Here is an 11,729-nt window from a genome sequence, read left to right as displayed (position 1 = left end):
CCGCCGTGCCATGCTGCGCCTGCAACTGTCTCACCCGCGATACAGTTGCGCGGCGAAGTCCTCAGGAAACCTGCACGCCGAATTGCTTCATCTTGCGATAGAAGGTCGCCCGTCCGATACCCAGTTCCCGCGCTGCGGCAGAGACATTGCCCCCGGCGCGGTGCAATGCCCGCAGCATCTCCGACCGGGCCGCCTCATCCAGTCCGCCAGGGCTGTCCTCCCCCAGAATGTCGCTGGCGGGGCGCCGGGCAAGGATGTCCTCCTCCGTCAGGCCGAAGCTCCGCCGTGCCGCGCGCGTCGCACCCAGGATCAGGTCATCCCGATCAACCGCGAACAGGATCGGGCCGGTGGTGTCACGCCCCTCCAGCGTCAGGATCCGGGCGGTGACGAAAGCTGCCCGGAACAGTTCGCGCTCTATCCGTCGCGCGGCATCGACGACGGCCAGCGAGACGAGCCGCGCATGGCCCTCCGTCAGGTCCCCCCGGACGGAGGATACGTCGATCACAGCGGTAAGCTGCCCCTCCGGGCCGAAGACGGGCGCGCCCATGCAGGAAAGCTGCGTATGGGTCGCGCGGAAATGCTGGGCGCGATGGATTATGACGGGGCGGCGCTCCGCAAGGCAGGTGCCGATCCCGTTGGTCCCCTCCTCCGACTCGCTCCAGTTGGCGCCAGCGACGAGACCTGCGCCGGAGAACCACGCCTGATCCGAACTGCGGGTTCGATCGTCGATCACCAGCCCGTCGCCATCTGTCAGCAACACGGCGCAGCCCGCATCGAGCGCGGCCCCCGCCAGACGGTCCAGCACGGGTGCGGCGATCCGCAGGAGCGGGCCGACCCGCTCCCTCCGGTAACGGAGCGCCGCGTTTTCCAGACGGCCCACAGCATGACTTTCCGCCGGGTCCAGCTTGTGATGAACGAGGGAGCGGCGCCAGGAAGCCGCAACCGGAGATCGCGCGGCTTCGCCCGATGCGGCGACCGCCATCACGTTCTCCACATGTCCCCTCTCGAATTGCGAGAACATTCCAGCCTCCACTCTGTCCTGTCTCCACAAGGGAGGATGGCTCAGTCGGGACCATGTAGCAATAAACTTGTCGTCAACCGAAACGTGAACGGGAGGCGCTCGTCCCGACCGGGGTTACTCGTCCCCCGCCGTGTCCCTCTCCGTCACGTCCCTCTCCGCTACGTCCCTTTCCGCCGTGCCAGTCTCGTCCGTACCAGTCTCGTCCGTGCGCCGTGAAGCGCCGCGGAAGCCCGTCGCCACGACAAACTTCTCCGAACTGTCCGACCGGCTGGCCGGCGGCTTCACATGGGCGACCTTGCGGAAGTTCTGCTTCAGCAATTGCTGCAATTCCGCCTCCGCCCCGCCAGCCAGAACCTTGGCGACGAAGGTGCCGCCCTCCTCCAGCACGTCGAAGGCGAAATAGGCCGCGGCCTCGCAGAGCGCCATGATGCGCAGGTGATCGGTCTGCTTGTGCCCAGACGAGGCTGCCGCCATATCCGACATGACCACATCCGCCTTGCCCCCGAGCCAGCTCCGCACCACATCGTCCGCCCCATCGGAAAGGAAGTCGAGCTGGTGCAACTCCGCCCCCGCAATGGGTTCCACCTCCTGCAGATCGACGCCGAGGACGGTGCCCTGCTTCTTCCCCCCGCGATCGCCGAGCGCGTTTACCCGCGTCACCGCTACCTGGCTCCACCCGCCTGGCGCACAGCCGAGGTCCACCACCCGCGCACCGGGCACGAGGAAGTGGAACTTGTCGTCCAGCTCCAGAATCTTGAACGCTGCGCGCCCGCGGTAGCCTTCCCGCCGGGCGCGCTGCACGTAGGGGTCGTTCAACTGCCGCTCCAGCCAGAGAGTGGAGGAGAGCTTGCGCCCCTTGGCGGTCTTGACCCGAACGCGAAGCTCGCGCTGGCCGCGGCCGGATGTTCCCTTTTCCGTCGTCATGTTCTTCCTCGTCAGAAGCCGTCCGTCAGCACGCCGTCGGCCGACATCTGGGCGTAGAGCAACCCCTCCCTCAGACCGCGATCCGCGACGGACAGCCTGTCCGTCGGCCAGACGCGCATCAGCGCCTGCAGGATGGCGGAGCCGGACATGATGAGCGCGTGGCGGTCGCGCCCGATGCGCGGATCCGCCCGCCGCCCCTCGGGGCCGAGCGTCAGGTAGTTGCGAATAACCGAATCGATCTGGGCAGAGGTCATCCTCAGCCCATCGACCTTGTTCCTGTCATACCGGCGCAGTCCAAGGAAAGAAGCGGCAACCGTCGTGACCGTCCCGGACGTGCCGATGATCTGGAACCCCGCGCGCGGATTTTCCGCGTTATAGGGAGAAAAGCTCGCCAGGTTCTCCTCGAAATGCCAGCTCATCAAGGCGAAGCGGGCAGCATCGTCTTCCACATCCTCGAACTGGTCGCGGAGCGTCGCCACGCCGAGCGGCACGGAAATCCAGTCCACCACCTTGGCCGCCGGACCGCGCTGCGGCGCATTGAAGCCCCGGTGAAGCCGCATGATGGCGGCGGGCCTGTCCGCCCGCGGCACCTGCGACAGGTCGATCCAGACAAGCTCCGTCGAGCCGCCGCCGATATCCACGACCAGCAACTGCTCCGTCCGGTGTGACACGAGCGGCGCGCAGGAGATGACGGCAAGCCGCGCCTCCTCCTCCGGCGGGATTATTTCGAGGCTGAGACCCGTTTCCGCCCGGATCTGCCGCAGAAGTTCCCGCCCGTTGCGGGCACGCCGGCAAGCCTCGGTCGCGACCAGCCGCATCTTGCGGACGCGGTGCGTCTCCAGCTTGCGCTGACAGATGCGCATCGCCTGAACGGTGCGCGCCATCGAGGCACGCGACAACCGGCCGGAGGCTTCAAGCCCCATGCCCAGCTGAACCGCTTTCGAAAAGCTGTCGATGACATGGAACTGGTTGCCGCGCGGTTCGGCCACCAGCATCCGACAGCTGTTGGTTCCAAGGTCGAGCGCGGCATAAAGCTCGCCCGTCTCGGGGGTCTTGGCGGCGGTCGGTTCGACCTCTACAGGGATCGCGCCCGCAGCCTGTGGACGCATGGGCGTCATTTTACGCCCTCCGGGTAACGTGTTGCGTCCAAGCTAATCACTGGCAGCCCCCTCCGCAAGCACGAGCTTCCGCTAGCGGGTCCGCCGGGGCGCTGCTAGCATCCCGTCATCCTGTTGGAGGAAGACATGTATAAATCCATTCTCGTCGCCATTGCCCTCGATCACGGAGATGCCGCAAAGGCGCTGCTGGACCGGGCGAAACAGCTTCTGGAACCCGGCGGCACCATCCGTGCGGTGAACGTGGTCGAGCCGATTCCCGCCTATGTCACGGCCGAAATCCCGCCCGATCTGTTCATGAACCAGAGCGGCCGCGCCGAGAAGGACATGCACGACCTGCTTGCGGGCTACGAAGGCGTCGTGCCGGAGATCCGCGTGGGCGGCGCGGCGGCAGAGATCATGGCCGCGGCGGAGGAACATGGCTCCGACCTCATCATGATCGCATCCCACAAGCCGGGGTTCAGCACCTACTTCATCGGCTCGACCGCGGCACGCGTCGTCCGCCATGCACAATGCTCGGTGCTTGTCAGCCGCTGACCATGAGGATTTCCCCAAGGATTGAGGCGATCACCGCCGCCGGTGCCGACGGCTGGGAGATCTACTACCGCACACGGGAGCTGCTCGCGCGGGGAGCGGGTGTTGTCGCTCACCATCGGAGAGCATGACACCAAGACCGACCCGGTGATTCTGGAGGCGATGCACCAGAGCACGCGCGCCGGAAACACCGGCTACGCCTTCGGTCCGGGCAATCCCGAGCTGCGGGCGGAAGTGGCGGCGCGGGTCGCCGCGCGGACGGGCGTTCCGACCGGGCCGGAGAACGTCATCATCACGCCGGGCGGGCAGGCCGCGCTCTTTGCCGCGCATATGGCACTGCTCGACAAGGGGGATCGCGCGTTGCACGCCGATCCCTATTATGCCACCTACCCCGGCACGATCCGGGCGGCAGGCGGTGTTCCGGTGGCGGTCCCGACCCGCTCCAGCGACGCCTTTCAGCCGAAAGCGGAGGACATCCTTGCGCGGGCGGATGGCGCAAGGACGCTGCTCATCAACACGCCGAACAACCCGACCGGTGTCGTCTATGACCGGCCCACGCTGGAAGGAATCGCGCAGGCGGTCACGGATGCCGATCTGTGGCTGATCTCGGACGAGGTCTATGACACCCAGATCTGGGAGGGCGAGCATCTCTCGCCCCGCGCGCTTGCCGCGATTCGGGAGCGGGTGCTGGTGGTCGGCTCCATGTCGAAAAGCCATGCGATGACCGGCTCGCGGCTGGGTTGGGTGGTGGCAGAGCCGGAGGTGATCGAGGCGCTGGCAGTTCTCGCCACCAACACGACCTATGGCGTTGCCCCCTTCGTGCAGGATGCGGCGCTTCACGCGCTGCGCCTCGGGCCGGAATTCGAATCGCGGATCGCGGAGCCGTTCCGCAGACGCAGGGACATCGCCACGCACCTCATCGCGGGTCAGAGCGTAGTGCGGCTCGTCCCCTCCTCAGGTGCGATGTATCTGATGCTGGACATCCGCGCGACCGGGCTTTCGGGCAACGACTTTGCCGGGCGGCTTCTGGACGAGGAGCGCATCGCCGTCATGCCGGGGGAGAGCTTCGGTGCGGCGGCGGCGGGGCATCTGCGGGTGGCGATGACGATTCCCGACCCGGCTTTCGAGGAGGCCCTCGGGCGGCTTCTGACGTTTGCCGCGCGTATCGCTGCGTGAACCGGCAATAAAAAAGGCGGGCACAAAGCCCGCCTTTTCCGTTCGACCCGTCAGGATCAGAACTTGTAGGACAGCTTCGCTTTCAGCGTGTAGCCGTCGATATCAACGCGGCTGCCGTCGAAGTCGCTGTAGTCGTGGTAGAGAGCTTCCACGCCGACGACCCAGTTGGTGTCGTAGAGGTAGTCCGCGCCCACACCGGCGACCCAGCCGTTGTCCTTGTAGTCGTCACGGCCGACCGTGAACTCAGTGCGCGACCAGCCGGCGGTGCCGTAGAACAGCCAGTTGGCGGGAGCGTAACCGACTTTCAGTTTGGCAGCATAGCTGTCGCCCTGGTCGATGCTGCTCCGGTCGGCATTGGTGCCGCTCACGTCGGAGAAGTCATAGGTGAGTTCACCGCCGACGACCCAGCCATTGGTGAAGCCGTAGTTGTAACCGGCGTGCAGACCGTAGACCGCGCCGTCGGAGTCACCCCAGCCGCGACCGGCCGAGAAATCACCGTAGCCAACCTGAGCACCGCCGTAGAAGCCGGTCCACGGGGAAGCAATGGGGGCCACATAGGTGACGGGAGCCGGCGCCGGCTCGATAACCGGGGCGACCATGTTGCCAGCGAAGGCCGCCGGGGCGGCGACGGCGCTAACCAGAGCTGCAAGAGCAAGTTTTTTCATAAGATATACTCCATCTCCTCGAACCGCGCTGAGGCGGCGTCCGACCGGGTTTATGTCCGATCGTTGCCGTGCCATCTATCGCCGCAGAAAGCGGTTTCAAAGGGGGGCTCACGCGAGCGTGAGTATTTTCTATGAAGCGACGGATTTCTAAACGTTTATTTGGCCGTTTTTGGCCCAGAATCGCTCACTTTTGCCGATTTTCGTAATAAACTGCGACAGGCCGATGTATATGTGTCACAGTTCCATGAAATTATAATGACGTACCGTAATAAATCTTGCGCAAGACGTCACTCTTTCAAGGAAATTACCCTGACATTCTGGCCGCGAGCCGTCAGCGCGATTTCTCCACGGCATAGCCGAAGGGCATCTTCGCCGAAGACTTCATTTCGCCAACCCTTGAGTGCCGGCACATCGCGACGCCCGGCCGCAATCGCATCGAGATCGGCCGCGGTGGCAATGAGCTTCTGCGCGACGCCGGCATCCTCTGCCTTGGCCTTCACCAGAACCCGAAGCAGATCGGCCAGCGCCGGATTGACGTTGAGCTGCTCCCGGCTCTCCTCGACATGCGGAAGGTCTTCGGGCTTTCGCGTCAGCCCCTGACGCACCGAAGCCAGAATTCCCTCCGCCACCTCGCCCCGCCGCGCTTCGCGCTGCAGCAGGCGGGAGCGGCCCAGTTCTTCGGCAGTCGTCGGTTTGGTGGAGGCGAGTTCCAGAAGCGCGTCATCCTTGTAAACACGCGATCTGGGAACATTGTGGCCCTGAGCATATTCCTCCCGGAATCGCGCAAGCTCGCGCACGACAGCAAGGAAACGGCCCGAATTCGTTCGCGTCTTGACCCGGTGCCAAGCCTCCTCCGGCCGTACGACATAGGTTTCGGGGTCAAGAAGAACGGCGATCTCCTCCTCCACCCATTTCTGCCGGCCGGTATCGGCAAGCTGCTGCGCCAGCACCTCGTAAATGACCCGGAGGTGGGTCACATCCGCGATCGCATAGGTCTTCTGCGCAGGCGTCAGCGGGCGGCGGGACCAGTCGGTGAAGCGGGAGGTCTTGTCGAGCGACTCATGCGCGATCTTGCGCACCAGCGTCTCGTAGGCGACCTGCTCGCCGAAACCGCAGACCATCGCAGCGACCTGGGTATCGAACAGGGGTTTCGGCAGAACATTGCCCTGAACGAAGAATATCTCCAAATCCTGCCGCGCGGCGTGAAACACCTTCACGATGCTCTCGTCACGGAAAAGGTCGTAAAGCGGCTCCATCGACACTTCGCCCGCGATGGGGTCTACCAGCACCGCCTCCCCGGTCTTTCCGGGCAGCGCCAGCTGGACGAGGCAGAGCTTCGAATAATACGTTCGCTCACGCAGGAATTCCGTATCGATGGCGATATAGGGTTGCCCCTTCGCCCGGTCGCAGAAAGCGGCCAGTTCTTCGGAAGTGGTGAGTGTCTTTACAGTGGTTTCGGGCAAGGACTCTGCCATCGCGAAAATTTGACTGTCCCGTCATAGGGAAAAGCCGGCGGAAAGAAAAGTCCCGGAAAGATTTATGCTTGGGCGACGGCGGTCAGAGCCTTTCCGACGTCTCCGCCAGCATTATCGGAGAGCGGTCGCCCGCCGCATAACGCCGCAGCACCGCCGGGTAGAGAATATGCTCCTGACCGAGGACACGGCCCGCCAGCGCCTCCGGCGTATCGCCCGGCAGAACGGGAACGCGCGCCTGACCAAGTATCGGGCCGTTATCCAGCACAGCCGTCACTTCATGAACGGTGCAACCTGCTTCCTGATCTCCCGCCGCAATGGCGCGCGCATGGGTGTGGAGGCCGGGATACTTCGGCAGGAGCGAGGGATGGATGTTGAGCATCCTCCCCTCGAACCGCGCCACGAAGTCAGGCGTCAGCACCCGCATGAAACCTGCAAGGCACAGGATATCCGGCTCCGTCGCGAGAAGAGGCCGGAGGAGTTCCGCCTCGAACGCCGACCGATCTCCCTTGAAAGGCCGGTGATCCACGGCAGCCGTGGGCACGCCAAGCTCCGCCGCACGCAGCAGTCCCTGTGCTCCCGGATCGTTGGACGCGACCAGCACGGGCCGCGCCGGGTGATCCCCCGTCATGCTGCGCACAAGGGCCACCATGTTGGACCCCCCGCCAGAGACGAGGATCGCGACCCGTTTCACGCCAGCGCGCCCCGGTAGCTCACGCCCTCGCCCGCGGTGACCGTGCCGAGACGGAAGACGGCTTCGCCCTCTCCCTCCAGCAACGCGGTCAATGCCTCCGCCCGGTCGGCGGCCACGGCGAGGATCATGCCGATGCCGCTGTTGAAGGTGCGCAGAAGCTCCTCCCGCTCCATACCGGACACGTCCGACAGCCAGCGGAACACCGGCGGCAGCGTCCATGCGGCAAGATCGATCTCCGCGCCCAGACCTTCGGGAAGCACGCGGGGCAGGTTTTCCGTGATGCCGCCGCCGGTGATATGCGCCGCGGCATGAAGACCGCCCGCCTTCCGCGCAGCAAGAACCTGCTTCACATAGAGACGCGTCGGGGTCAGCAACGCATCCCCAAGCGTGCCCTCGCCAAACGGCGACGGCGCATCCCAGCCCAGCCCGGACATCTCCACCACCCGGCGGACCAGCGAGTAGCCGTTCGAATGCACGCCCGAGGAGGCGAGACCGAGCAGGACATCGCCCTCCCTCACCCCCTGCGGCAGGTCATCGCCCCGCTCCATCGCTCCCACGGCGAAACCGGCAAGATCAAAGTCGCCGCCGTGATACATGCCCGGCATCTCCGCCGTCTCTCCGCCGATCAGCGCACAACCGGAGGCGGCACAGCCCTCGGCGATGCCTTCGATGATGCGGGTCGCAGCGTCCAGCTCCAGCTTTCCTGTCGCGAAATAGTCGAGGAAGAACAACGGTTCCGCCCCCTGGCAGACGAGGTCGTTCACGCACATGGCGACGAGGTCGATACCGATGGTATCCACCCGGCCCGTGTCGATGGCGATGCGAAGCTTGGTGCCCACGCCATCCGTCGCCGCGACCAGAATGGGGTCGCTGTAGCCCGCGCCCTTCAGGTCGAACAGCGCGCCGAACCCGCCCAGCCCCGCCACGGTGCCGGGCCTGTTGGTGCGTTTCGCCGCGGGCTTGATCCGCTCGACGAGCGCGTTTCCAGCGGCGATATCCACGCCTGCCTCAGCATAGGTGAGACCGTTCCGCTTCTGCGGGTCTGTGGTCATCTGCGCCTCCGAGATTCGTCCGCGCGACCGATAGACGATACGCGGGCTTTCCACAACGCTTTCGGCTCAGTTGATGGTTGCGGGAACCGGGAAGCATCCGGGCGGGTTTGTCGGCAGCAACTTTTTTCGGAGGATAAGATGATCCTGAATGGAAAATCCGCAGTTTTTGGCGCCCTGCTGGCGCTCGGCCTGAGTGGTGCCGCCTTCGCGCAGGGCACAAGCCAGAATGCCGTTTCCGCCGCCGACAGCGCGGCCCCCGGCCCCTACGCGGGTTGGCCGGTTCTTTCAAAGGAAGGAATTCCGGTCGGTCGCGTGACCTATTCCCCCGAGGCGGTGGACGGCAAGCTTCCTTTCATCGTGGTCTATGGGGAAGACGGCTCGAGCTTCCGTGTCACCAACGGTGTGGAAATGATTGGACCGGATTCGATCGTGCTGACCATTTCCAAGGCGGTGATCGACAGTTCCGCCAGCGACAACTTCCGCAACATCGTCGTGCAATGAACTGGTGGAGGGCGCGCAGGAGCCCTCCTTCCCCCTTGACCCGGACGGGCCCGCCACCTAGGCAGAGCGTGGCGGGCCTGTAGCTCAATGGTTAGAGCAGGGCGCTCATAACGCCTTGGTTGGGGGTTCGAGTCCCTCCGGGCCTACCACCCGCTCCAGTCCCTGCGATCCTTGGTCACCAGACCTGTCGGTCACATGTCGCTTCCCGCCGCCCTGCCAAAAGTCCACCTGTCATGGCCTGAGCAAAAAGAACCTGCCACCCGCTCGACCACGGCCATGATTTTGCAGGAGCGGGATAGCGCCGGCATCGGCCGCATCAGCCCTGCGCTGAGGTTCAAGATCGCTATGAAAATTCAGGTAAATTTAATGGTGCTGTGAGAGAGGATTGAACTCTCGACCTCTCCCTTACCAAGGGAGTGCTCTACCACTGAGCTACCACAGCAAACCGGTCCGGGTGGGATATTGTGCTTCCCGGAGTGAACGCCGGCTGATTAGTCGGAAATCCGCAGGGGTGCAAGGCCAAACTGGACGGATTGCGACGCCTGCGATAGAGACGGCACATGACCCGGCAAAACAGTGGCAAAAGCGGTGGCAAAGCCGCTACGGAACGCGAGGAGCGGTTGCGCGCGGCGCTCAGGGCGAACCTTGCCCGGCGCAAGGCGCAGGCCCGCGCGCGCGCTGTGTCGGAAACGGAAAACCCGCAGGACGCGGACAGCGACCAAACCGGCACAGACCGGCAGGAATGAGGCGAGCAATGGATTCGATCCTGATCACTGGCGGGACACCGCTGAACGGCGCCATCCCGATCGCGGGGGCTAAGAACGCTTGTCTTACGCTGATGCCGGCGACGCTGCTGTCGGATGAGCCGCTGACGCTCACCAATGCGCCGCGGCTCTCGGACATACACACGATGACGACGCTGCTGCAATCGCTGGGCGCGGAAGTGACCCAGTTGCAGGGCGGGCAGGTTCTGGCGCTCTCCTCCCACGACATCACCAACCTCACCGCGGATTATGAGATCGTGCGCAAGATGCGCGCCTCCATTCTCGTGCTCGGGCCGCTGGTGGCGAGGTATGGGCAGGCCGTTGTGTCCCTTCCAGGCGGCTGCGCGATCGGGGCGCGGCCTGTCGATCTGCATCTGAAGGCACTGGAGGCCCTTGGGGCGAGCCTCGACCTGAGGGACGGCTATGTCCATGCCGAGGCACGGAACGGGCTGAAGGGCGCACGGATAGATTTTCCGCTCGTCTCCGTGGGCGCTACGGAGAATGCGCTGCTGGCGGCGACCCTGGCGCGCGGCACGACAGTCATCACCAATGCGGCACGCGAGCCGGAGATCGTCGATCTCGTCCATTGCCTGCGGCGCATGGGCGCACGGATCGAGGGCGAGGGCACATCGACCCTGACGATAGAGGGTGTGGACCGCCTCTCGGGCGCGACCCATCCCGTGGTGACGGACCGGATCGAACTCGGCACCTATATGCTCGCGCCGGCGATTACCGGCGGCACGGTAGAACTGATCGGCGGGCGGCTCGACCTCGTCGCCTCCTTCGCGGAGAAGCTGGACGCGGCGGGGATCGAGGTGCAGGAAACCCAGCGCGGTTTGAAGGTGTCTCGCAGGAACGGCCGCGCCCGCGCCGTGGATGTCACGACAGAACCCTTCCCCGGTTTCCCGACGGACCTTCAGGCCCAGATGATGGCTCTCCTCTGCACGGCCGAGGGAACGAGCGTGCTTGAGGAACGGATCTTTGAGAACCGGTTCATGCATGCCCCCGAGCTTTCACGGATGGGCGCGCGCATTTCCGTCCATGGCGGTACCGCCACGGTTACAGGGGTCGAGCGTCTGCGCGGCGCCCCGGTGATGGCGACCGATCTGCGCGCCTCCGTCTCGCTGATCCTTGCCGCTCTCGGAGCGGAAGGGGAGACGGTGGTCAGCCGGGTCTATCATCTCGACAGGGGGTATGAGCGGGTGGAAGAAAAACTGCGCGCCTGCGGGGCCCGTATCGAACGCATTACCGGAGAACTCCGTCGTGACGAGGCCGCGGAATGACCGACGCCCGGTTTGAAGACGGCGCGCCGCGCCAGCCGCTGAACCTTGCCGCTGTGGATGGCGATGACGTAACGGTCATCTCGGCGCTGTTGCAGGATTCGGTTCTGCCCGTGACGGAGATGCGCTGGCAGCCTGCTCAGCGCCGCTTCGCGCTGCTGGCCAATCGTTTCCGCTGGGAAGATGCAGCGACCGCGGAGCAGCGCAACGCGCCCGAGCGGGTGCAGAGCCTCCTCATCATCGACGATGCGCTTCGGGTGGCGACACAGGGGCTGTATCGCGGGGACACGGATGTCGTCCTGTCCCTTCTCACGCTTGCGTTCGAGCCGGCCGAGGATGGCGCGGGGCGGATCACCCTGACCTTCGCGGGCGACGGAGCCATCGCGATCGATGTGGAATGTGTCAATCTGCGCCTGCGCGATGTGACGCGACCCTATCTCGCCCCGTCCCGAACAGTGCCGCGCCACGCCGACTGACAGGCTGTATTACCGCGCGTCTCCTGCCTTGCCGAGCGCCTTGGGGGCCGTTGTC

At 64.9% G+C, this 11,729-nt stretch carries 14 protein-coding genes and 2 tRNA genes; 8 read left to right on the top strand and 8 right to left on the bottom strand.

Annotated features, from left to right (window positions below; translation table 11 throughout):
- Positions 1-61: 61 nt before the first annotated feature.
- The 3 genes from CDV49_RS03700 to CDV49_RS03690 form a co-directional block, all read right to left on the bottom strand.
- Positions 62-1,021 (bottom strand): GAF domain-containing protein, encoded by a 960-nt coding sequence (locus CDV49_RS03700; protein ID WP_088214234.1) that lies wholly within the window; start codon positions 1,019-1,021, stop codon positions 62-64.
- A gap of 114 nt (positions 1,022-1,135) precedes the next feature.
- On the bottom strand, positions 1,136-1,945 hold the full coding sequence (locus tag CDV49_RS03695) for an RlmE family RNA methyltransferase (protein WP_088214233.1): 810 nt from the start codon (positions 1,943-1,945) through the stop codon (positions 1,136-1,138).
- Between the two features lie 11 nt (positions 1,946-1,956).
- Complete coding sequence (locus tag CDV49_RS03690) at positions 1,957-3,063, bottom strand: Ppx/GppA phosphatase family protein (protein ID WP_035707995.1); 1,107 nt, start codon at positions 3,061-3,063, stop codon at positions 1,957-1,959.
- Positions 3,064-3,189: 126 nt separating this feature from the next.
- On the opposite strand from CDV49_RS03690, the gene CDV49_RS03685 reads away from it, so the two are divergent.
- Both CDV49_RS03685 and CDV49_RS03680 read left to right on the top strand, forming a co-directional pair.
- Positions 3,190-3,597, top strand: coding sequence for a universal stress protein (locus tag CDV49_RS03685; protein ID WP_035744680.1), 408 nt, complete (start codon positions 3,190-3,192; stop codon positions 3,595-3,597).
- 102 nt (positions 3,598-3,699) lie between these two features.
- Positions 3,700-4,770: a pyridoxal phosphate-dependent aminotransferase gene (locus CDV49_RS03680; protein WP_306424930.1), complete on the top strand. Its 1,071-nt coding sequence runs from the start codon at positions 3,700-3,702 to the stop codon at positions 4,768-4,770.
- 56 nt (positions 4,771-4,826) lie between these two features.
- On the opposite strand, the gene CDV49_RS03675 is transcribed toward CDV49_RS03680, so the two are convergent.
- From CDV49_RS03675 to purM, 4 genes are all read right to left on the bottom strand, one after another.
- The gene (locus tag CDV49_RS03675; RefSeq protein ID WP_179209111.1) at positions 4,827-5,435 is read right to left on the bottom strand and encodes an outer membrane protein; all 609 of its coding nucleotides are present in this window, start codon (positions 5,433-5,435) and stop codon (positions 4,827-4,829) included.
- Between the two features lie 287 nt (positions 5,436-5,722).
- Positions 5,723-6,898 (bottom strand): ribonuclease D, encoded by a 1,176-nt coding sequence (gene rnd / locus CDV49_RS03670; protein WP_256947226.1) that lies wholly within the window; start codon positions 6,896-6,898, stop codon positions 5,723-5,725.
- A gap of 94 nt (positions 6,899-6,992) precedes the next feature.
- A complete protein-coding gene (purN, locus tag CDV49_RS03665) occupies positions 6,993-7,601 on the bottom strand; it encodes a phosphoribosylglycinamide formyltransferase (protein ID WP_088214230.1) in 609 nt (202 codons plus the stop codon).
- On the bottom strand, positions 7,598-8,653 hold the full coding sequence (gene purM, locus CDV49_RS03660) for a phosphoribosylformylglycinamidine cyclo-ligase (RefSeq protein WP_088214229.1): 1,056 nt from the start codon (positions 8,651-8,653) through the stop codon (positions 7,598-7,600). Before purM ends, purN begins: the two co-directional genes overlap by 4 nt.
- Positions 8,654-8,791: 138 nt before the next feature.
- Here purM and CDV49_RS03655 point away from each other — a divergent pair, with 138 nt between their 5' ends.
- The 3 genes from CDV49_RS03655 to CDV49_RS20075 all read left to right on the top strand — a co-directional run bounded on the left by CDV49_RS03655 (position 8,792) and on the right by CDV49_RS20075 (position 9,532).
- Positions 8,792-9,154 (top strand): hypothetical protein, encoded by a 363-nt coding sequence (locus CDV49_RS03655; protein ID WP_088214228.1) that lies wholly within the window; start codon positions 8,792-8,794, stop codon positions 9,152-9,154.
- A 73-nt stretch (positions 9,155-9,227) separates the two neighbouring features.
- Positions 9,228-9,303: transfer RNA gene (locus CDV49_RS03650), tRNA-Ile, on the top strand.
- 46 nt (positions 9,304-9,349) lie between these two features.
- Positions 9,350-9,532 carry a hypothetical protein gene (locus tag CDV49_RS20075; protein ID WP_143413113.1) on the top strand — a complete coding sequence of 61 codons (183 nt, stop codon included), beginning with the start codon at positions 9,350-9,352 and terminating at the stop codon, positions 9,530-9,532.
- On the opposite strand, the gene CDV49_RS03645 is transcribed toward CDV49_RS20075, so the two are convergent.
- Positions 9,522-9,596, bottom strand: a tRNA-Thr gene (locus tag CDV49_RS03645). The genes CDV49_RS20075 and CDV49_RS03645 overlap by 11 nt on opposite strands.
- A 118-nt stretch (positions 9,597-9,714) precedes the next feature.
- Here CDV49_RS03645 and CDV49_RS03640 point away from each other — a divergent pair.
- The 3 genes from CDV49_RS03640 to CDV49_RS03630 are packed head-to-tail and all read left to right on the top strand — an operon-like array spanning position 9,715 to position 11,674.
- Positions 9,715-9,900 (top strand): hypothetical protein, encoded by a 186-nt coding sequence (locus tag CDV49_RS03640; protein WP_088214227.1) that lies wholly within the window; start codon positions 9,715-9,717, stop codon positions 9,898-9,900.
- Between the two features lie 8 nt (positions 9,901-9,908).
- Positions 9,909-11,201 carry a UDP-N-acetylglucosamine 1-carboxyvinyltransferase gene (gene murA, locus CDV49_RS03635; protein ID WP_088214226.1) on the top strand — a complete coding sequence of 431 codons (1,293 nt, stop codon included), beginning with the start codon at positions 9,909-9,911 and terminating at the stop codon, positions 11,199-11,201.
- A complete protein-coding gene (locus tag CDV49_RS03630; RefSeq protein WP_088214225.1) occupies positions 11,198-11,674 on the top strand; it encodes a DUF2948 family protein in 477 nt (158 codons plus the stop codon). The genes murA and CDV49_RS03630 overlap by 4 nt, the downstream gene beginning before the upstream one ends.
- Positions 11,675-11,729: the final 55 nt, after the last annotated feature.

It is taken from the genome of Haematobacter genomosp. 1 (assembly GCF_002196855.1).
Taxonomy (GTDB): Bacteria; Pseudomonadota; Alphaproteobacteria; order Rhodobacterales; family Rhodobacteraceae; genus Haematobacter.
Note: the sequence above shows the minus strand (reverse complement) of the source record. Positions and strands in the feature narration are given on the sequence as shown.